A 19928-nucleotide genomic window follows, 5' to 3' on the forward strand; every position below is an offset into this window, starting at 1 on the left:
CATGACGACCACCACCGACGCACCCGTCCGCCCCGCCCGGCAGCGCATCGTGCCCGTCCGCCCGCCGCGGCCGGGAAGAGCCGAGGGCCGTACGACCACGAACCTCACCCTCGGGGCCGGCCGCACCACGCGCGTCCTCGCCCTCGTGGTCCTCGTCGTCGCCGCCCTGATCTGGCTGCTGCCGATGGCCTGGGCCCTGCTCACCGCCTTCAAGTCCGAGGCGGACGCGAGCGATCCGGTGCACTGGATCTGGCCGGAGCACGGCTTCACCCTCCAGGCGTTCAGCACCGTGTGGGAGCGCGGCGACCTGCCGCTGTGGATGCTCAACAGCTTCCTGATCTCCGCCGCCGTCACCGCGATCACCGTGCTGGTCTCCGCGATGGCCGGGTACGCCTTCTCGCGCACCCTGTTCGCCGGTCGCAAGTGGCTGTTCACGCTGACGATCGCGGCGGTGCTGGTGCCGCCGCAGATCCTCATCGTGCCCTGGTTCGAGCAGATGCTCTCGCTGCACCTGCTCGACACGTACGCGGCGGTGATCCTGCCGCAGACCGTGGCCCCCGTGATGGTCTTCATCCTGAAGAAGCACTTCGACTCGCTCCCCGTCGAGCTGGAGGAGGCGGCCCGGATCGACGGCGCCGGACACTGGAGGATCTTCTGGTCGGTGCTGCTCCCGCTGTCCCGGCCGATGCTCGCGGCCGTCGCGATCTTCGTGTTCATCGGGGCGTGGAACAACTTCCTGTGGCCGTTCGTCTCCACGTCCGACCCGTCCCTGATGACGCTGCCGGTCGGCATCACCACGGTGAAGGACGCGTACGGGATCCAGTACGCGCAGTCGATGGCCTCGGCCGTGCTCGCCGCTCTGCCGCTGGTCGCCGTGTTCGTCTTCTTCCAGCGGCACATCGTCAAGTCCGTGGCGACGACCGGTCTGGGCGGACAGTAGCCGGTGCACCAGGGGCAACAGCTGTCCGGCTGTGCCTCGTTGACACCGCGCCACTCCCTTCCCTAACGTCCTGAAGCTCTGGGACTTACATCGATGTAAGGAGCCGCTCGTGCGCGCACGGTCCCGTACCGCCCTCGTTCCCGCACTCCTCGCACTGCTCGCGGGGCTGGCCTGCAGCCCGCAGGCCAGCGCCCGTCAGGAGCCCGCCGCACAGGCGACGGGTTCCGTGGCCGCGAGCGGCACCTTCCGCAATCCGCTGAACACGGGGCCCGATCCGTTCGTCACCTACGCGAACGGGGCCTACCACCTGACCACCACCCAGGGCGACAGCATCAAGATGTGGAGCTCGCCCTCCCTGGGCACCCTGCTCGACGCCGAGCCCAAGACGGTGTGGACGGACACCGACACCACCCGCAACCAGCACATCTGGGCGCCGGAGTTCTACCGCTTCAACAACCACTGGTACCTGTACTACACGGCGGACGACGGGACGGACGACCACCACCGGCTCTTCGTCCTGGAGTCGTCGGGCGACGACCCGACCGGCCCGTACCACTTCAAGGCGAAGCTCACCCCGCCCAACCACACCGGCGACTTCGCGATCGACCCGGGCATCCTCCAGCACGACGGCAAGCTGTACCTCGCGTACAGCGGCATCAACCCGTACCAGCACAACGGCCTGAACATCGCGCCGATGTCGAACCCGTACACCGTCTCGGGCGACGCGGTCGCGATCGACGCGGCCGGCGGCTGCCCGGAGGTGCGCGAGGGGCCGGAGTTCCTGAACCGCAACGGCCGTACGTGGATGACGTACTCGACGTGCGACACCGGCAAGCCGGACTACCAGGTCTGGATGATGTCCCTGGCGAACGGCGCCGACCCGCTCGTCCCGGGCAACTGGACGCAGCGCTCGGGTCCGGTGTTCTCCCGCGCGGACGCCCGCGGCGTGTTCGGCCCCGGACACCACGCCTTCTTCACGTCCCCCGACGGGACCGAGGACTGGCTGGTCTACCACGCCAAGACCACGTCCACGAACACGTACACCAACCGCACGACCCGCGCACAGAAGATCTCCTGGAACTCCGACGGCAGCCCGAACCTCGGGACGCCGCTGGCGATGGGCGCGACCCAGAACCTGCCGTCCGGCGACCCCGGCTCGGGCAACTACTGGATCAACGACGACAGCCGGACCAGCGGCGACGGCGGCGTGACGTACACCGGCGCCTGGAACTCGGGCACCGGCTGCGCCGCGCAGTGCTTCTGGAGCGACGACCACTGGAGCGACGGGGCCGGCAACACGGCGACGTTCACCTTCACAGGCACCCGGATCGCGCTCCTGTCGGTCAAGGACACCGGGAACGGGATCGCGGCGATCAGCGTCGACGGCGGCCCCGAACAGCGCGTCGACTTCTACGGCGCGATCCGCACCGGCGAGACCCTCCAGTACCTGAGCCCGCGCCTGGCGAACGGTCCGCACACCCTGCGGGTCCGGCTCACCGGTGAGCACAGCGCCGCGTCCTCCGGCTCGTTCGTCAGCGTGGACCGGGCCGAGGTCTACACGGACTGACGCCCGGCTGTCTCACGTCACGTCACATCCCCTCACTCCCCTCGATGTCCGCGTCGATCTCGATCTCCAGCAGGCAGAATCCTCCGCCGCGGCAGGAGTCGCAGACCTCACCGTCGCGACTCCCGCTCCCGTGGCACGCGCCGCACAGGCCGTCGTGCCATGTCGTCCCGTCCAAGGCGTAGTGCGGGCGCGGGTAGTGCGTGTCGGGGAGCACGCACTCCACCTGTGTCTCGGGATGCCGCCGCACACACAGGTCCTGCCCGGAACGCCTCTGCCGTCCGTCCTGGATGATGACTCCTCCGTCGTCGGTCCGTTGTCTCCTGTCCCTTCCCAGGGATAGCACCCGGTACTGACAACGGCTCCGACATGGAGGGTCAGGACACGGACGCCCCGGTGCGGACCGCCGTGACCGCCACCGTGACGTACGGCATCGTGAACGTGCCGCCGAGTTCGTCGATCACCGCGCCGGTGCGGGCGAGCAGGTCCGCCGCCTGGCGCGGGGTGTGCAGCGCCGCCTCACCGCTGGTCGTGAGGTGCTCCAGCCAGGCGTCGCGGGTGTAGGGCTGCTCCCAGGCGGCCTCCCAGCGTTCGGGCGCGCCGAAGGATCCGGTGGCGCGCAGGCCGTCGGCCACCTTGTCGAAGACGGCCCCGTAGGCGTCGTGCGCGGAGCGGTTCCAGGGCATGCGCGGGGCGTCGGGCAGGGCCGCGCGGTGGGCGGCGGCGAACGCGTCGGCGAGGTCGTCGCCGGGCCGGTAGACGTTCCACATCAGGGCGACGCGTCCGCCGGGACGCAGGACGTCCGCCGCCTTCGCCCCGCCCGCGGCGGGGTCGATCCAGTGCCAGGTCTGTCCGGCGACGACCGCGTCGAAGGTGCGGCCCGCGGCGTCCCAGGTCTCGAACCCGGCGACGTCCACGGGCAGTCCGCGCTCGCGCGCGAAGCCGGCCATGCGCGCGTCGACGTCGACGCCGAGGACCGTGCAACCCGCCGCCTGGAACTGACGCGCGGCGATCCCCGTGCCGCAGCCCACGTCGAGGACGTCGTGGCCGGGGGCCGCCGCGACGATCCTGCGCACCAGGGTGTCCGGGTAGCGGGGGCGGGCCCGGTCGTAGCGGGCGGGGTCGGTGCCGAACGACTCGGCCATATCGCGGGCCCTGTGCGGTTCGTCCGGGGCGGGAGCAGCATTAGTGGGCATACGCCCACTCTAGGTGGGCACTTGCCCACTCGTCTACGGTGGGACCGTCCTACGAAGGAGTGACGCAGGTGCCGACCGGGGTGGCCATCCGCGATGTGCGCGCGCAGTTGTTCGACGCGGCCGAGCGCGTCCTGCTGCGGGACGGCGCCGCCGCGCTCACCAGCCGGGCCGTCACGGACGAGGCGGGCTGCGCCAAGGGCGTGCTGCACCGGCACTTCGCCGACTTCGACGCGTTCCTGTGCGAGTTGATCCTCGACCGGGTCGGCGGGATCGACGCACGGGGCGCGACGCTGGCCGAATCGGCCGGCACCGGGTCGGTCGTCGACCACCTCACCGACGCCCTGACCGTCCTCTTCACCCCGGTCGCACTCGCCCTGGTCACCCTGATCACCTTCCGCGACGGCCTGCGCGCCCGGCTGCGCGCGGCGGGCAGCCCGGGCGTCACGGTCCTCGCCCGGGCCACGCAGGCACTGATCGCCTATCTCGACGCCGAGCGGACGGCCGGCCGGATCGCCCCTGCCACCGACGTCGACACACTCGCCCTCACCCTGGTCGGCACCGGCCACCTGCTCTTCGCCGGCCGCGACGACGGCCCGCCCGCGCGCGCGGAGGTCCGCCGGATCGTGGAGTCGGTCGTGGGCGGGGCGCTCGGCGGCTGACCGGCGTACGATCCACCGTCATGGACACCTCTCCGCCCACCGAGTGGATCACCGTGGTCGCGTACGAGAACCTGCCGGGACGCCCGCACCCGATGGCAGCCGCGCGCGCCTGACTGCGTGACCGTGGCATCGACTGGATGCCGTTCGCGTCCGCCGAGTTGTACGGGAACCTCGCCTGCGGCGTCGGGTCGGACGGGCACTGGCACGGCTGGTTCGACATCCGGGTCGACGGCGCGGCTCTGCGCCGGCTCGGCCTGCATCCCGCGCAGCCGACGGCCGTCGTGCGCGGCCCCTCCCCGCCCGGCTGGTGGCACGCCGCCGCCGAACGTGCGGCGGGCCCGCACCGATTCGTCGGTGCGGGCCCGCGCGGGTAGCGGCCGGGGGGTCAGCCGCGCGCCGTCTCCAGTTCGCGGTCGTCCCGCGCGGACGGCTCGTCGGCCGTCAGCGACTTCTGGAGCTTCTCGCCCTCCACGTCGACGTTGGGCAGTGCCTTGTCGAGCCAGCGCGGGAGCCACCAGGCCGACTTGCCGAGCAGCGCCATGACCGCGGGCACGATCGCCATGCGGACCACGAACGCGTCGAAGAGGACGGCGATCGCGAGGCCGAAGCCCATCATCTTGATCATGCTGTTGTTCTCCATGATGAAGCCGGAGAAGACGCTGATCATGATGACGGCGGCGGCCCCGACGACCCGGCCGCCGTGCCGGAAGCCGGTGACGATGGCCTCGCCGGGCCGCGCTCCGTGGACGTAGGCCTCGCGCATCCGGGTCACGAGGAACACCTCGTAGTCCATGGCGAGTCCGAAGACCACGCCGATCAGGAAGATCGGCATCATCGACATGATCGGGCCGGGCTGTTCCACCCCGAAGACGTCCGCGAGCCAGCCCCACTGGAAGACCGCGACCACGGCGCCGAGCGCCGCCGCGACGGAGAGCAGGAAGCCGAGCGCGGCCTTGAGCGGGACGAGGATCGAGCGGAAGACCAGCATCAGCAGGAGGAAGGCGAGGCCGACCACCAGCAGGAGGTACGGGACCAGCGCGTCGTCCAGGGTCTGCGAGAAGTCGATCGTCATGGCCGTCGCGCCGGTGACCAGGATCTCCGCGCCGGTCTGCGCCGACCAGCCCGAGGCGTCCGAGCGTATCTCCCGGACCAGTTCCTCGGTCTTGTGATCGCTCGGTCCCGTCTTGGGGACGACCGTGATGATCGCGGTGTCACCGGCCTCGTTCACCTGGGCCGGGGTGACCGCCACGACGCCGTCGACCTTGGCGAGGTCGGTGCCGACCCGCTTCGCGGCACCGGCCGCGCCCTTGCCGTCGACGGTCACCATCAGCGTGCCGTTGAACCCCGCGCCGAAGGACTCGGAGAGCATGTCGTACGCCTTGCGCTGGGTGCTGTCCGGCGCCGACGAACCGTCGTCGGGCAGGCCCAGTTCGAGGCTGGCGGCCGGGACCGCGATCGCGCCGAGTCCGAGGACGCCGACGAGCAGGACGCCGAGCGGGCGGCGCAGCACGAAGCGGGACCAGCGGGTGCCGAGATTGGCCTTGGCGGACTCGGCGATCGGGCCGGACTTCTTGCGGTCCTTGCGGCGCAGCACCTTCTTGCCGGCGAAGCCGAGCAGCGCCGGGATCATGGTGAGCGCGATGAGCACGGCGATGGCGACGGTCGCCGCGGCGGCCAGGCCCATCTTGGTGAGCATCGGGATGTTGACGACCGACAGGCCGCTGAGGGCGACGACGACGGTGAGGCCCGCGAAGACGACCGCGGAGCCCGCGGTGCCGACGGCACGTCCCGCCGCCTCCTCGCCCTCGCGCCCCTCGGCCAGCTCCGCGCGGTAGCGGGAGACGATGAACAGCGCGTAGTCGATGCCGACGGCGAGGCCGATCATCGAGGCGAGCGTGGACGTGGTGCCGGACAGGTTCAGGACGCTGCCGAGGGCGGCGATGCCGGAGACGCCGATGCCGACGCCGATGATCGCGGTCAGCAGCGGCATGCCCGCGGCGACCAGCGACCCGAAGGTGAGGATCAGGACGACCGCGGAGATGGCGATGCCGATCATCTCGGCGCTGCCGCCCATGTCCATCTCGGCTTCGACGGCGTCGCCGCCCGCCTCGACGGTGAAGCCTTCGGCGCGCGCGTCCTCGATGGCCTTGGTCAGGGCCTCGTGCGCCTCGTCGGTCAGCTCGGTGCCGGCGACCTTGTAGGTGACCGAGGCGTAGGCGGTGGAGCCGTCCTTGCTGACGGCGTTCGCCTTGTACGGGTCGGCGACCGAGGCGACCTGCGGTCCCTCGCCGAGCTGCTTCACCATCTTGCCGACGTCGGCCTTGGCCGCGGGGTCGGTCAGCTTCTCGCCGCCGGGCGCGCGGATGACGACCCGGGCGGTCGCCCCCTCGGAGTTGGCCGCGGGGAACTTCTCGTCGAGGAGGTCGAAGGCCTTCTGCGACTCGGTGCCCGGCATGGAGAAGGAGTCCGCGGGCGGGGCGGGCGCGGCCGACGACGCGAAGCCGATCCCGCCGAGCAGCAGCACCCACAGCAGTGCGACGTAGCGGCGGCGCCTGAAGGACAGCCGGCCGAGTTTGTACAGGAACGTAGCCACGGCGAAGGGGGCTCCCGTCGGGGTCGTGAGAGATCTCTCGAGGCAGGTGCGACCGCCCGGCGGTGCGTCGTTGCACGTCAGAAGGGTCGGCAGGATCTGTGTCCATCCTCGCCGCCCGCGCGGCCCCGCAGGTCAGCCTCAGAGCCACAGTCCGCGCCCACGGCTGCGGTAGTGACCGGCGGGCGGTGTCATACCCGGGGAGGAGTCGGGTCCCATCGGTGTAAACCCCACGATGGAGCGCGACCCTGACGTTTTACCTATGTTGACATACCTATCTTCGTAGACCTATCTTCTGCGGCATGCCCGCTTCCGCAGCCCGTCAGGACCTCGACCGCGTCGCCGACGCGCTCGCGGCGTGCCTGCCGACGCTGCACCGGACGCTCGACCGGCGGATCCTCGGCGACTTCCCGCACGACCGGCTGCCCGAGGCCCAGATCGCCCTGCTCCGCCTCGTGGCGGACCAGGAGGGCGTCACCGTGCGCGAGGCGGCGCGGGCGCTGCTGATGCAGCCGAACAATGTCAGTGCCCTCGTCTCGCAGCTCACCCGTGAGGGACTGCTGGAGCGGCGCGGCGACGCCGCGGACAAGCGGGTGGCCCATCTGCACACCACCGCGGTGGCGCGCGAGCGCATCGCGGAGGCGGAGGGCATCGCGCGCCGCCACCTCGCCGCGGCGCTGCGGCATCTGACGGGCGGCGAGCTGGACGCGCTCGGCTCCGCGCTGGGCGCGCTGAACGCGCTCGACACCCATCTGCGGCCGACCGAGGACTGACCCAGCCCCTCCGGTCCCCCGCATCCCACCCTGTCCCGGCCGTCCGGGGCAGGGCTCTTTCGTGCCCCGGCACGCTCAACCCCCGTACCAGACAAGGCAGTCGTATGCCCCCTTCGTCCGTAGTCCCGCTCGCCCCGGCGCCGCCCGCTCCGGCCCCGGCGCCCGCCGGGCGGCGCGCCAATCCCTGGCTGACGCTGATCGCCGTCGCCTTCGGCCTGTTCATGGTCGGCCTCGACGGGTCGGTGGTCTCCATCGCCAACCCGGAGATCGGCCGCGACCTCCACGCCTCGACCGCCGGGTTGCAGTGGGTCACCAACTCCTACCTCCTGGCGCTCGCCGCCGCGCTGATCCTCGGCGGCAAGCTCGGCGACCGGTTCGGGCGCCGGACCGTCTATCTGGTCGGGGTCGCCGGGTTCACCGTCGCCTCGGTGGCGATCGGCCTGTCCGGGTCGATCGAGCTGGTCATCGCGTTCCGCGCCGCGCAGGGCTTCTTCGGGGCGCTGCTGATGCCGAACACGCTGGGTCTGCTGCGGGCGGTGTTCCCGCCGCGCAGGTTCGGCATGGCGGTCGGCATCTGGGCCATGGTGTCGTCCGTGTCGACGGCGCTCGGCCCGATCGTCGGCGGTCTGCTCGTCGAGCACGTCGACTGGGAGTCGGTCTTCTACATCAACGCGCCGGTCGGCGTGGTCGCCCTCGTCGTCAGCGCGTTCGTCCTGCCGCAGAGCAGGAACACGGCCGCGGCGGACGAGAGGTTCGACGTCGTGGGTGTGGTCCTGCTGGCGCTCGGCATGCTGGTCGTGGTGTTCGGCGTGGTCAAGGGCGAGACCTGGGGCTGGGGATCGGCCGGGACCGTCGGGGCGATCGGCGCGGGCCTCGTGCTGCTCGTCGTGTTCGGCCTGTACGAGGCGCGCACCGCGCACCCGCTGCTGCCGATGCGGCTGTTCCGCAGCCCGGCGCTGACCGTCGGCACCGTCATCACCGCGCTGAACTTCTTCGTGCTGCTCGGCGGGATCTTCTTCGTGATGCTGTATCTGCAGAACGTGCGCGGGTTCTCGCCGGTCGAGGCCGGCGTGCGGACGCTGCCGCTGAGCCTCGCCTCGGTCGTGGCCTCGCCGCTCGGGGCTGCGCTGACCGACCGGTTCGGGCCGCGGCTGACGATGCCGCTCGGCATGGTGCTCCAGGGCGCCGCGTCGTTCCTGATGCTGACCTGGGACGCGGAGTCCGGGTACGGGGCGCTGTGGCCGCCGTTCGTGGCGCTGGGCCTGGGTGTCGGCATGGTGATGTCGGCGTCGTCGGCGGCGATCGTCGGGAGCGCGCCGGTCGAGGACGCGGGCGTGGCCGGCGGACTTCAGGCGACGGCCCTGCAGGTGGGCGGCGCGCTCGGCACCTCCGTCCTCATCTCCCTGATCAGCGGCCGGGTCGGCGCCACGCTCCACGGTGAACTGGTCTCGGCCGGAGTGCCGGAACAGGCCGCCGGGCCGTTGGCGGAGGCGAAGGACGCGGTGTCGATGGGCGTCGCGCCGGTCTCCGGCTCGATGCCCGGCGGGCTCAGGTCCGCTGTCGTGGAGGGCAGTTCGCAGGCGTTCATGAACGGGGTGCACTCCGCCGTGCTCGTCACCGGTCTGCTGTGCGCGCTCGGCGCGGTGGCGTCGGCGGTCGTGCTGCGCGGGAGGGGCGCCCCGCAGCACGGGCACTGACGGACGGTGCCGGGCGCTCCCCTCGGGAGGGCGCCCGGCACCGGTGTGCCGTCAGGCCTTCGCGCGTGCCTTGATGGTGAGCGCGGCGAGCGCCATCATCACGGCGCCGAACAGGGCCGCGCAGGCGTACATCGTGAAGCCCAGGTCGGCGTTGCCCGCCGCGATCAGCGCGCCGCCGATCCACGGGCCGAAGATGGCGCCGAAGCGGCCCATGCCGGAGACCCAGCCGAGCGCGGTGGGCCGGTCCTCGTCGTTGTGGTGGGTGCCGACCGTCGCGTAGACCATGGTCTGCCCGGAGAAGAGCAGCAGACCGGCGAAGAAGACGACCACGTACAGGACGCCGACCGACATCTCGACGCCCATGAGGTAGACGAAGACCGCGGTCAGGACGAACCAGGCGATGACGACCTTGCGCGGGCCGATCCGGTCGGCGGTGCGGCCGGCGATGAGCATGCCGCAGATGCCGCCGACGTTCAGGAACGTGGAGAACAGGAGCGAGTCGCCGGTGTCGTAGCCGAGATCGACCATGATCTTCGGCAGCCACTGGCCGACCCCGTAGACGAGGAGCAGGCCCGCGAACGACGTGAGCCAGAAGCACAGCGTGGTGGACCACTGGCCGCCGCGGAAGAGGTTCTTGAGCGCGTCGAGCTTGTCGGTGCCGCGCTCCTTCGGCTCCGGCAGCTCGGTGCCGAAGGAGGCGGCGAGCCGCTCGGCGTCGGCGCGGCGGCCGCGGGTCAGCAGGTTGGTCGGCGACTCGGGCAGCAGCTTGTAGGCGACCGGCAGCAGGATCAGCGCCGGGACCGCGGAGGCGAGGAACGCCGAGCGCCAGCCGAAGTCGTCGACCAGCCACAGCGCGATCAGCGGGGCCACGGCGCCGCCGGTCTGGTGCGCGGTCATGATGACGCCGGTGGCGAGGGCACGGCGGCCCTTCGCGGTGAACTCCATGCCGTACGAGATCGCGATCGGCAGCAGCGCGCCGAGGCCGAACCCGCAGACGAACCGGAAGGTGCCGAACATGGCGGCGCTCTGCGACCAGCCGGTGCCCAGGGTGGCGACGGTGAAGACGCACACGCTGGTGAGTACCACGACGCGGCGGCCGATCCAGTTGGACGCCATGCCGGACAGGATCGTGCCGAGCAGCATGCCGAAGTTGGACCAGCTGCCGATCGTGCCCGCGGTGGCGGCGGTCAGGCCGAGGGACTTCCCGCCGAGCATGTCCGGCAGGACCGAGCCGTAGATGAAGGTGTCGATGCCGTCGAGCAGGACGAGCGCCCAGCACAGGGCGATGACGGCGTTACGGCTTCTGTGCGCCGCGGTGCCGCTCGCCTGGGCGAGTGGCGTGGTGGCGGAGGAGGACATCGTTGTTTCCTCTCGTGCGGGACGCGGGTGGGGATCCAGGTCCCTGGCTGCAGAACGCGATGGGTGGGGACGGTGCGGCGTGCGACTCACGCGACCGGTGTGGGGAGTGGCGTAGACGCTAAGAAGTCCCGGGCTCTTCGTCAACACTTTTGTTGACAATCTCAGGAAACATTTCGGCCCCGGTGGCACGCGACGCTCACCGGGGCCGGAAGGCGCAGGTCAGCCCTGGACGGGCGGAGTGCCGTGGGTGTGGAACGACTGGATGGTCTTCAGGCCCCAGGCCTGGCCCTTGGCGCGCTCGGCCTCGGTCCAGGTGATGAGCGGCCAGTCGGGCGCGAGCACGAGCCGGGTGAGCGGGTTGCACAGCTCGATGCGGTTGCCGCCGGGTTCGTAGACGTAGAGGAAGAACGTCTGCTGGATGGCGTGCTTGTGCGGGCCCGTCTCGATGAACACGCCGGAGTCGATGGCGAGGTCGGCGGCGCGCAGGATGTCCTCACGGGTGTCGGTCGCGAAGGCGATGTGGTGCAGCCGGCCCTCGCTGCCGGTCCAGTCCTCGGTGTAGACCACGTCGTAGGACTTGTTCGTGAAGGTCAACCAGCGGGCGGCGACCCGGCCGGTGTCGAGCCGGATCTGTTCGGTCGGCCGGGCACCCAGCACGTTCTGCTGGAACTCCGCATTGGCGAGCACGTCGGCGGCCAGGAAGTTGATGTGGTCCAGACGGCGCACGCCCACGCCCCGGTTGGGCTTGGCCTGCGGCTGGTTCTTGAGGGCCGGCCGCAGCCCTTCGGGGGCGCGGTAGTGCTCGCTCTCCCAGTACAGGGCGTGTTCGTGGCCGTCCGGGTCGGTGGTGACGTAGAGCTTGCCGAGGCCGGGCTCGTCCTCGGTCCAGTACCCGGTGCCGCCCGCGTCCTCGACCGCCTTCACGCGCCGCTGAAGCGCCTCCTCGCTGCTGGTGCGCAGGGCGAGCCGGCCGAGTCCGGGCCGGTCCCGGGCGGTGAGGACCAGGCTGTGGTGCTCGTAGTCGTCGAAGGTGCGCAGATAGACGGTGCCGCCGTCCTCTCCGTCGACGGTGAGGCCCAGGAAGTCGGTGAAGAAGGCGACGGAGGCGTCCAGGTCCGGGGTGAACAGCTGGGCGTGGCCGATGTGGGCGATGTCGCCGAGGGGCGGAGTCATCGTTGACCTCCTGAGGTCGGGGCGGGCAGGGGCGCCGTCGTGGCGGACCTGGGGAAGACGGTGCCGTCGAAGATCTTGCGGGCCGTGCGGACCACTGCGGTGCGGCGGGGCAGGGGGCGGCCGTCGGCGGTGCGGCCGAGGCTGCTCTCGATGTCGGTGAATCCGGTGGGGTGCTCGATCCGCAGCCGGTCGCCCTCCGCGGGCGGCCGGGCGATCCCGGCGGCCACGCTGCCGTCGATCCGGATTCCGGCGGCCACGCTCGCGGCGCCGAGCACGCCGATGGAGGTGTGGCAGCGGACCGGGATGAAGGTGCGGGTGGTGACCGCGCCGCCGTGCCGGGGCGGTGCGAGCAGGGTCAGTTTGGGGACGGTGGCCGACGTGACGTCGCCTAGTCCCATCAACTCCCCCGCCGCCAGCCGGATCTCGCGCAGGCGGGCGGCCAGCCCCTCGTCCGCCTCCAGTTCCTGCGGCGACTCGTAGCCGGTGACACCGAGGGCGTCGGCGGGGATCAGGACGGTCGGCATGCCGTTGTCGACGCAGGTGACCTCGGTACCGGCGACGAGGTCCCGCACCCGGCCCGTGGGCAGCAACGCCCCCTCCCCCGGCGGGAATTCGACCACGACGGGCGCAGCGGCCCCGGGCACACCGGAGATCTCCGCGTCGCCCGTGTAGTCGACGCGGCCGTCCGGCGTGGGGAAGGTCGCCGTGGCACGGTCACCGGAGTTGACCATGCGGATCCGCACTGAGGTCTCGCTCGGCCCCGCGGGCACCAGTCCGCGTTCGACGGCGAACGGGCCGACGCCCGCGAGCAGATTGCCGCAGTTCTGACGGTCCGACACCACCGGCCGTTCCACGCCGACTTGAAGGAACAGGTAGTCGACGTCGGTGCCGGGGTCGGCCGACACGGACACCACCGCGACCTTGCTCGTCAGGGGATGCGCCCCGCCGAGCCCGTCGATCTGGCGCGGGTCGGGGCTGCCCATGACGCGCAGCAGCAGTGCGTCCCGGTCGGCCGGCTCGGCGGGCAGGTCGTCGGCGAGGAAGTACGCGCCCTTGGAGGTGCCGCCGCGCATCAGCATGCAGCGCACCTGCGCCGGGCCGCTCACGAGCCGGCCCCGGTGTGCTCCTCGTACGTCCGGTACTCGACGCCGAGATCCCGCAGGGTCTCCCGCAAGCCGTAGCGGTCCAGGCCGAGCTGGCCCTCGAGGAAGGCGGCGCGGGTGGCGGCCTCCTTGTCCTCGCGCGCCTGCGACTTGGCGGCGGCCTCCCGGGCGCGCTCGCGCGGGACGACCACCACGCCGTCGTCGTCGGCGACGATCACGTCACCGGGGCGGACCGTCTCCCCGCCGATGACGACGGGGACGTTGACGCTGCCGCCGGTGGCCTTCACGGTGCCCTGTGCGGAGACGGCGGCCGACCAGGCGTGGAAGCCCATCTCCCGCAGCTCGGCGGTGTCGCGGACACCGGCGTTGGTGACGATGCCGCGCACTCCGCGCCGCTTCAAGGCGGTGGCGAAGAGCTCGCCGAACATGCCGTCGGTGGACGGGGAGGTGGTGGTGACGACGAGGATGTCGCCCTCGCCGCACTGCTCCACGGCCGCGTGGATCATGAGGTTGTCGCCGGGCCAGGACAGGACGGTCACGGCGGTGCCCGCGACGCGGGTGTCCCGCTGGTTGGGGCGCAGGTGGTGGCCGAGCAGTCCGGTGCGGCCCATCGCCTCGTGGACGGTGGCGACGCCGTACCCGGCGAGTGCCTCGACGTCCTCGGCCGCGGCCTTGGGCGGGTCGGTGACGATGATGCCGGGCATCAGGCGAGCTCCTTCGCGATCTGCGGGTACGGGCGCATGTACGCCTCGGCCATGGTGGTGTGGGCGAGCCCCAGGTTGGGCCCGGCGTTCCGCTTGAGCTGGACCCCGCGGCGGACGGCGAGATCGGTGTAGTAGTCCCACAGGTGCCGTTGTGCGCCCAGGCATTCCATGGCCCTGCGCTTGGTGTCCCAGACCTCGGTGATGTCGAGCAGGACCTCGGGCTTGAAGCCGCTCATCTCCGGCTGGTGCGGCTCGAAGTAGAAGACGGGCGGGGCGCCGATGATCTCGCCCTCGCCGGGGTAGCCGATGGCCTGCGCGAGGACGCGGGCCTCCAGGGCCATCCGGTGGGCGGCCGGGTGGTCGCCGTTGTACGGGTCGTCGGCCGGGTGCGTGAGCACGACGTCGGGCTGGGTCTCGCGGTAGACGGTGACGAGCCGGTCGGTCAGCTCGGCGGTGGCGACCAACGGGTAGTCGCCGGCGTCGAAGAAGCGGACCTCGGCGCCGAGCACGGCGGCGGCGCGCTCCGCCTCGTCGCGGCGCAGCGCCTTGATCTCGTCGAGCTTCTTCCCCTCCCGCCAAGCCTTGGCGGACTCGCCGCGCTCGCCGAACGTCAGGCACGCGATGGTGACCCGCTCGCCGCGGGCGGCGGCGAGCGCGACGGCGCCGCCGGCCCGCCACACGAAGTCCCCGGCGTGCGCGGTGATCACCAGTGTCGAACGTGGGGTGGCGGCGGGCGTGCCCTGGCCGTTGGTCATGCTGCATCTCCTCGGTGACAGGTGTGCGCCCGTCCCAGGAGCGGTTCAGTCGTCGCGCAGGGCGGCGATCACGCTGCTGAGGTGGGCGCGAACGGCCGTCTCGGCCGCTTGCGGATCCCTGGCGCGGATCGCTTCGATCACCGCCAGGTGCTCACTCAGGGACTGCTGCGGGCGCCCCGGACGCAGCGCCAACTGGAAGCGGTGGCGTACGAGTTGGGCATTGAGCCGCTCCAGGAGACCGACGGCCGTCTGCTGGCCGGAGATGTCCCGGATCCGGGCGTGCAGGTCGTGGTTGAGTTCGGAGTACGTGATCGGATCGCCCTCGGCGACCGCCTTGGACATGGCGGCGCCCAGGCCGGTCAGCTCGTCGAGCTGGGCGTCGGTGGCGACCTCGGCGGCCTTGGCCGCGCACAGTCCCTCCAGCGCCATCCGGCACTCCGTGATCTCCACGGCCTCCTGCACCGTGACCACGCGCACTCGTGACCCGCGGTTGCGGATCCGCTCGACCAGTCCTTCGGCGGCGAGGTCGAGCAGTGCGGCGCGGATGCTGGCGCGGGTGACGTCGTACTGCTCGGCGAGTTCGTTCTCCACCAGCCGCTGCGCCGGTGCCATCTCGCCGCGCAGAATCGACTGCCGGAGCCGCTCCAGCGCGTACTGCTTGGCCTGCTCTCCGGAGCCTGGACGGGCTTCCTTCGGCATCTGCCCTCCCTGAGTGAGTGCCTGTCGACGCTAAATCTAGGCGAACAGAATTGTCAACGATTTTGTTCGCAGAGATGAGCGCGGGGCGGCAGAGGTCAGCGACGGCCGGGCGGGTCCCCCCAGGGCGCTTCCAGCGCGGAACGCAGCGCGTCGAGGGCCTCTTCGCCGATGCGCTCGGCGAGGCGCCCCTCCAGGCGGCGGAGGGCGCGGCGGGCCCGGTCGTGGGCGTACCGGCCCGCGGGGGTGCGCCGGACGAGGCGCTGCCGCGCGGAGGCCGGGTCGGGCACCTGCTCGAGCAGCCCCGCGGCGATCAGCGAGCGCACGGCCTGGTGGACGGTCTGCCGGGTGACGCCCGTGCGCCGGGCCAGTTCGGCGACGGTGCTGCCCTCGGCGTCGAGCGCGGCGAAGAGCTGCACCTGGGCCGGGGTGACGGCGGGCACCCCGCCGGCCTCCAGCGCGGCGAGCAGTCCGTCCTCGAACCAGCGCCGGGCCTCGCCCAGGAGTTGCGGCAGATCGCGTCGGGGCTCGGTCATGGCGTCCTCACAGCTCCGGGGCGGCCCTTGCCCGCCACCCGCACCGCATGTCAGGCTACCTGACATTGACCGTCAGGCGGCCTGACACAAGGAGGACGTGCAGCCATGACCATGGAGTTCGCGACGCGGTACCGCGCCGCCTCCCGCATACCGGCCGACCCGTCGAAGCCGTACGTCATCGAGAAGGGCGAGGGCGACCGCGCCCATCTGTTCGGGGACCTGATCACGGTCTACGCGGGCGGCGAGCAGACGGAGAACGGCTTCAACTTCTTCACCGTCGAGGGCCCGAGGGGCGACATCATCCCGGCGCACGTGCACGCGGACACGTACGAGGTGTTCTATGTGACGCAGGGCGCGGTCCGGCTCTTCGTCGAGGACACCGAGGGTGAACAGAGCGAACGGGTCCTGACGCCGGGCGACTTCGGATTCGTGCCGAAGAACTGCCCGCACGCCTATCGCATGGAGCGCCATCACACGCAGATCGTCGGCGTCGCGGCGGGCCCCGGCGGCACCTTCGAGCGGTTCTTCGAGACGCTGGGCACACCGACCGACCAACTGGGCCTGCCCACCGCGCCGTTCGTGCCGGAGCCGGACCGGTTCGGCTCCGTGCCCGAGCGGTTCGACGTGCGCTTCCTGCCCGACCACCAGTGGGGCGAGCGGTGAAGCCGGCCGAGCTGCGGGCGCTGATCGCCACACCGCATCCGGATGCCGCTCCGCTGCCGCCCGCGGCCGATCGCCCGGGTGGGATCCGACTGTTGCGCGGTGTGCCGTACGCGGTCCCCGACGGCGCCCGCCCGCTGGAACTGGACCTGTGGCTGCCCGGCACACCGGGCCCCGCTCCCCTGGTGCTGTTCGTGCACGGCGGGGCGTGGCGGCGCGGGCGGCGCGACGACATGGGGGCGGCCACCCGCACCTGGGACCCGGGCCCCTTCGAGCGGCTCGCGGCGGCCGGGTTCGCGGTGGCGTGCGCCGACTACCGGCTCAGCGGGGAGGCGACGTTCCCCGCCCCGCTGGAGGATCTGCGGGCGGCGCTGCGCTGGCTCGGCGTCCGGGCGGCGGAACTGGGCGTCGATCCGTCGCGCACGGTGGTGTGGGGCGAGTCGGCGGGCGGCCACCTGGCCGCGCTGCTGGCGCTGGCCCACGAGGAGCCACGGCTCGCGGGGGCGGTGGTCTGGTACGGGCCCGCCGATCTCACCACGCCCCGGCCGCCGTTCGACCCCGCCGACCCGGCGACGCCGGAGGCGCTGCTCCTCGGCGCGGCTCCCCTGGACGTGCCGGGGGCCGCCGTCGCCGCGAGCCCCGTACGGCAGGTCCACGGGGACGCCCCGCCGTTCCTGGTGGTGCACGGCGAGGCCGACTCGATGGTGGCGTGCTCGCACGGACGGGATCTGGCGCGGGCGCTGCGGGCGGCGGGAGCCCCGGTGGAGCTGCACACGGTCCCCGGCGCCGACCACGGCTGGTACGGCCTGGCCCCGGACGAGGTGGAGCGGATCTTCAGCAGGTCCGTGGCGTTCGCCACCACCGCGAAATGATCTCTTTCCCTGGCCCGTCTCTGCTGGCAGATTGGGCCCCGCCCCTCACCGACGTGCAGAAAGAGGTCCCTCATGAGCCCGCAGTTCGGCGACTACCAGTACGAGATCTACCTCGACGGACTGCGCGGTGTCGTCCCCACGCTCCCCATGGAGTTCGGGGAGCTGGAGCGGCGGGCCGAGGCGGCCCTGCCGCCGTCGATCTGGTCGTACGTGGCCGGTGGCGCCGGGGACGAGCGGACGCAGCGGGCCAATGTGGAGGCGTTCGGGCGGTACGGGCTGATGCCCCGGATGATGGTGGGCGCGGCCCGGCGGGACCTGTCGGTGGAGCTGTTCGGGCACCGGCTGGCGTCGCCGCTGTTCATGGCGCCGGTCGGGGTGATCGGCCTGTGCGCACAGGACGGGCACGGGGATCTGGCGACGGCGCGGGCCGCGGCGCGCACCGGGGTGCCCATGGTGGCGTCGACGCTGACGGTGGATCCGCTGGAGGACGTGGCCGCCGAGTTCGGTGACACCCCCGGCTTCTTCCAGCTGTACACGCCGACCGACCGGGCGCTCGCCGAGAGCCTGGTGAAGCGGGCCGAGGCGGCCGGCTACAAGGGCATCGTGGTCACGCTGGACACCTGGGTGACGGGCTGGCGCCCGCGCGACCTGTCGACCGCGAACTTCCCGCAGCTGCGCGGCCACTGCCTCGCCAACTACACCTCCGACCCGCGCTTCAAGGAGCTGACCCCGTCCGACGACCCGCAGGCCGTCGTCGGCTCCTGGGTGGGCATCTTCGGCAACCCGCTCACCTGGGACGACCTGCCGTGGCTGCGCTCGCTCACCGATCTGCCGCTGATCCTGAAGGGCGTCTGCCACCCCGAGGACGTGCGCCGCGCCCGGGACGGCGGCGTGGACGGCATCTACTGCTCGACACACGGCGGCCGCCAGGCCAACGGCGGCCTGGCGGCGCTCGACGCGCTGCCCGGCGTCGTCGAGGCGGCCGACGGCCTGCCGGTGCTCTTCGACTCCGGGATCCGCTCGGGCGCCGACGTGGTGAAGGCGCTCGCGCTGGGCGCGACGGCCGTCGGCGTCGGGCGCCCGTACGCGTACGGGCTCGCGGTCGGCGGTGAGGACGGCATCGTGCACGTGCTGCGCTCGCTGCTCGCCGAGGCCGACCTCACGATGGCCGTGGACGGCTATCCGACGCTGGCGGACCTGACGCCGGAGGCCCTGGTCACGCTTCCGCGGGGCTGACCGGAAGCAGCTCCGGGCGGCGGGCGGCGCGCCCGTCGCCGGAGGACCTGCCGCGCAGCCGGCGGCCGAGCCACGGGCCCAGGTACGAGGCGAGCCAGCGCAGTTCGGTCGCCGCCGAGTGCGCCGGGGCGGACTGCGGGGGCAGCGGGCGGGTCCAGGAGTCGTCGCTGCCGTCCAGGTGGAGGGCGTCGGCGACCGCGGCCGCGATCCGGGCGTGGCCGAGCGGGCTCGCGTGCAGCCGGTCGGCGCTCCACAGCCGCGGATCGGTGAAGACCGGCGCGTGGGCGGTCTCCGCGAGGGCGACGTCGTGGCGTTCGGCGGCGACCCTGATCCGTGCGTTGAGGGCGGTGATCCGGCCGCCCAACGGGCGGGCCACGGGGATCATCCGGCCGACGTCGGGGAAGGTCACCGTGGCCACCTTGGCGCCCGCCCCGGTCAGCGCCGCGAACATGGCCTCCAGGTGACCGGCCGTCTCGTCGGCGTCGAAGGACGGCCGCATCAGGTCGTTGACCCCCGCCACGACCGTCGCCAGGTCGGGGCGCAGGGCGAGCGCGGCGGGAAGCTGCTGCTCCCGCACCTGCCCGGCGAGGCGGCCGCGCACCGCGAGATTCGCGTACCGCGTCCCGGGGGCGAGCTCCGCGAGCCGCTCGGCGAGGCGGTCGGCGCAGCCGCGCAGCCCGGTCGTGTCGTCGCCGTCGCCGACGCCCTCGGTCTGGCTGTCGCCGAGCGCCACATAGCGCAGGTAGGTCACCGGAGGAGCGGAAGGGTTCATCGCTCCGCCCGTGCCGTGCGCAGGTCCAGGATCTCCAGGGCGCGGCGGCCCCAGCGGAGGTTCTCCTCCTCCAGGGAGATGCCGCGCAGCAGCGTCAGGTACGGGCCGACCCGCTCGCCGTCGCGCAGGAACTCCTCCTCGGTCATGCCGTGCAGAAGGTGGGCGCGGACGCGCTCGTAGCGGGCCAGCTTGCCCGTCGCCCAGGTCATGCGCTCCTCGATGTGGGCGCGCACGGCGGCCGTGTCGCCGACGTCCGATGCCTGCACCTTGACCATCAGCTCGTCGCGCACCGCCATGGGGCGCGGCTCCTTGGCGGTGAAGGCGGCGAGGTCGGCGCGGCCGTCGTCGGTGAGCGTGAACAGCCGTTTGTTCGGCCGGCGCTCCTGCGGCACGACGCGCGCCCGGATCAGGCCGTCGGCGGCGAGCCGCTCCAGCTCGCGGTAGAGCTGCTGAGGCGTCGCGGCCCAGAAGTTGGAGACGGACACGTCGAAGATCTTCGCCAGGTCGTAGCCCGACGCCTCGCCCTCCAGCAGGGCCGCGAGCACCGCGTATCTGAGAGACATGCTGGACACCGTACAGCGATGCGATTACTTTCATCCACACTTATTCAATTAGTTGAGTACGGGTGAGTCGGTGGCCCGGG

The 19928-nt window shown here is 72.2% G+C and carries 21 protein-coding genes; 9 read left to right on the top strand and 12 right to left on the bottom strand.

The window, feature by feature from the left end:
* The first annotated feature begins 1 nt into the window (after window position 1).
* Both ABZ930_RS16310 and ABZ930_RS16315 read left to right on the top strand, forming a co-directional pair.
* On the top strand, window positions 2-940 hold the full coding sequence (locus tag ABZ930_RS16310) for a carbohydrate ABC transporter permease (RefSeq protein ID WP_361547837.1): 939 nt from the start codon (window positions 2-4) through the stop codon (window positions 938-940).
* 109 nt (window positions 941-1049) lie between these two features.
* Entirely contained in the window at window positions 1050-2507 is a 1458-nt protein-coding gene (locus ABZ930_RS16315) for a family 43 glycosylhydrolase (RefSeq protein ID WP_361547840.1), read from the top strand.
* 22 nt (window positions 2508-2529) lie between these two features.
* Here ABZ930_RS16315 and ABZ930_RS16320 read toward each other — a convergent pair whose 3' ends face one another.
* Entirely contained in the window at window positions 2530-2721 is a 192-nt protein-coding gene (locus ABZ930_RS16320; protein ID WP_361547843.1) for a hypothetical protein, read from the bottom strand.
* A 160-nt stretch (window positions 2722-2881) separates the two neighbouring features.
* Window positions 2882-3700, bottom strand: a complete 819-nt coding sequence (locus tag ABZ930_RS16325; protein ID WP_361547846.1) for a class I SAM-dependent methyltransferase — start codon at window positions 3698-3700, stop codon at window positions 2882-2884.
* A gap of 68 nt (window positions 3701-3768) precedes the next feature.
* Between ABZ930_RS16325 and ABZ930_RS16330 the strand changes: the two genes are divergently transcribed.
* Together ABZ930_RS16330 and ABZ930_RS16335 are read left to right on the top strand one after the other, a co-directional pair.
* The gene (locus tag ABZ930_RS16330; protein ID WP_361547849.1) at window positions 3769-4359 is read left to right on the top strand and encodes a TetR/AcrR family transcriptional regulator; all 591 of its coding nucleotides are present in this window, start codon (window positions 3769-3771) and stop codon (window positions 4357-4359) included.
* Between the two features lie 137 nt (window positions 4360-4496).
* The gene (locus ABZ930_RS16335; RefSeq protein ID WP_361547852.1) at window positions 4497-4733 is read left to right on the top strand and encodes a hypothetical protein; all 237 of its coding nucleotides are present in this window, start codon (window positions 4497-4499) and stop codon (window positions 4731-4733) included.
* 11 nt (window positions 4734-4744) lie between these two features.
* On the opposite strand, the gene ABZ930_RS16340 is transcribed toward ABZ930_RS16335, so the two are convergent.
* Window positions 4745-6952: an MMPL family transporter gene (locus tag ABZ930_RS16340; protein WP_361547855.1), complete on the bottom strand. Its 2208-nt coding sequence runs from the start codon at window positions 6950-6952 to the stop codon at window positions 4745-4747.
* Window positions 6953-7251: 299 nt separating this feature from the next.
* On the opposite strand from ABZ930_RS16340, the gene ABZ930_RS16345 reads away from it, so the two are divergent.
* The gene (locus ABZ930_RS16345; RefSeq protein WP_361547858.1) at window positions 7252-7722 is read left to right on the top strand and encodes a MarR family winged helix-turn-helix transcriptional regulator; all 471 of its coding nucleotides are present in this window, start codon (window positions 7252-7254) and stop codon (window positions 7720-7722) included.
* Window positions 7723-7826: 104 nt separating this feature from the next.
* Window positions 7827-9419, top strand: coding sequence for a DHA2 family efflux MFS transporter permease subunit (locus ABZ930_RS16350; protein WP_361547861.1), 1593 nt, complete (start codon window positions 7827-7829; stop codon window positions 9417-9419).
* A gap of 51 nt (window positions 9420-9470) precedes the next feature.
* Here ABZ930_RS16350 and ABZ930_RS16355 read toward each other — a convergent pair whose 3' ends face one another.
* The 7 genes from ABZ930_RS16355 to ABZ930_RS16385 all read right to left on the bottom strand — a co-directional run bounded on the left by ABZ930_RS16355 (window position 9471) and on the right by ABZ930_RS16385 (window position 15745).
* Window positions 9471-10778 (bottom strand): aromatic acid/H+ symport family MFS transporter, encoded by a 1308-nt coding sequence (locus ABZ930_RS16355; protein ID WP_361547864.1) that lies wholly within the window; start codon window positions 10776-10778, stop codon window positions 9471-9473.
* A 219-nt stretch (window positions 10779-10997) separates the two neighbouring features.
* Entirely contained in the window at window positions 10998-11951 is a 954-nt protein-coding gene (locus tag ABZ930_RS16360) for a VOC family protein (protein WP_361547867.1), read from the bottom strand.
* On the bottom strand, window positions 11948-13057 hold the full coding sequence (locus ABZ930_RS16365) for a 4-oxalomesaconate tautomerase (RefSeq protein ID WP_361547870.1): 1110 nt from the start codon (window positions 13055-13057) through the stop codon (window positions 11948-11950). Before ABZ930_RS16365 ends, ABZ930_RS16360 begins: the two co-directional genes overlap by 4 nt.
* Complete coding sequence (locus tag ABZ930_RS16370; RefSeq protein ID WP_361547873.1) at window positions 13054-13758, bottom strand: 4-carboxy-4-hydroxy-2-oxoadipate aldolase/oxaloacetate decarboxylase; 705 nt, start codon at window positions 13756-13758, stop codon at window positions 13054-13056. The genes ABZ930_RS16365 and ABZ930_RS16370 overlap by 4 nt, the downstream gene beginning before the upstream one ends.
* On the bottom strand, window positions 13758-14513 hold the full coding sequence (locus ABZ930_RS16375) for a PIG-L deacetylase family protein (RefSeq protein WP_361547876.1): 756 nt from the start codon (window positions 14511-14513) through the stop codon (window positions 13758-13760). The genes ABZ930_RS16370 and ABZ930_RS16375 overlap by 1 nt, the downstream gene beginning before the upstream one ends.
* Window positions 14514-14558: 45 nt before the next feature.
* Complete coding sequence (locus ABZ930_RS16380; RefSeq protein ID WP_361547879.1) at window positions 14559-15212, bottom strand: GntR family transcriptional regulator; 654 nt, start codon at window positions 15210-15212, stop codon at window positions 14559-14561.
* Between the two features lie 95 nt (window positions 15213-15307).
* Entirely contained in the window at window positions 15308-15745 is a 438-nt protein-coding gene (locus tag ABZ930_RS16385) for a helix-turn-helix domain-containing protein (protein WP_361547882.1), read from the bottom strand.
* Window positions 15746-15850: 105 nt separating this feature from the next.
* On the opposite strand from ABZ930_RS16385, the gene ABZ930_RS16390 reads away from it, so the two are divergent.
* From ABZ930_RS16390 to ABZ930_RS16400, 3 genes are all read left to right on the top strand, one after another.
* Window positions 15851-16408: a quercetin 2,3-dioxygenase gene (locus tag ABZ930_RS16390; RefSeq protein WP_361547885.1), complete on the top strand. Its 558-nt coding sequence runs from the start codon at window positions 15851-15853 to the stop codon at window positions 16406-16408.
* A complete protein-coding gene (locus ABZ930_RS16395) occupies window positions 16405-17277 on the top strand; it encodes an alpha/beta hydrolase (protein ID WP_361547888.1) in 873 nt (290 codons plus the stop codon). Before ABZ930_RS16390 ends, ABZ930_RS16395 begins: the two co-directional genes overlap by 4 nt.
* A 72-nt stretch (window positions 17278-17349) precedes the next feature.
* Window positions 17350-18513 carry an alpha-hydroxy-acid oxidizing protein gene (locus ABZ930_RS16400; protein ID WP_361547891.1) on the top strand — a complete coding sequence of 388 codons (1164 nt, stop codon included), beginning with the start codon at window positions 17350-17352 and terminating at the stop codon, window positions 18511-18513.
* On the opposite strand, the gene ABZ930_RS16405 is transcribed toward ABZ930_RS16400, so the two are convergent.
* Together ABZ930_RS16405 and ABZ930_RS16410 are read right to left on the bottom strand one after the other, a co-directional pair.
* Complete coding sequence (locus tag ABZ930_RS16405) at window positions 18494-19285, bottom strand: SGNH/GDSL hydrolase family protein (RefSeq protein ID WP_361547894.1); 792 nt, start codon at window positions 19283-19285, stop codon at window positions 18494-18496. The two genes, ABZ930_RS16400 and ABZ930_RS16405, sit on opposite strands and share 20 nt — an antisense overlap.
* Entirely contained in the window at window positions 19282-19848 is a 567-nt protein-coding gene (locus ABZ930_RS16410; protein ID WP_361547897.1) for a PadR family transcriptional regulator, read from the bottom strand. Before ABZ930_RS16410 ends, ABZ930_RS16405 begins: the two co-directional genes overlap by 4 nt.
* Between the last annotated feature and the right edge of the window lie 80 nt (window positions 19849-19928).

The organism is Streptomyces sp. NPDC046716, from assembly GCF_040645755.1.
Classification (GTDB): Bacteria; Actinomycetota; Actinomycetes; order Streptomycetales; family Streptomycetaceae; genus Streptomyces.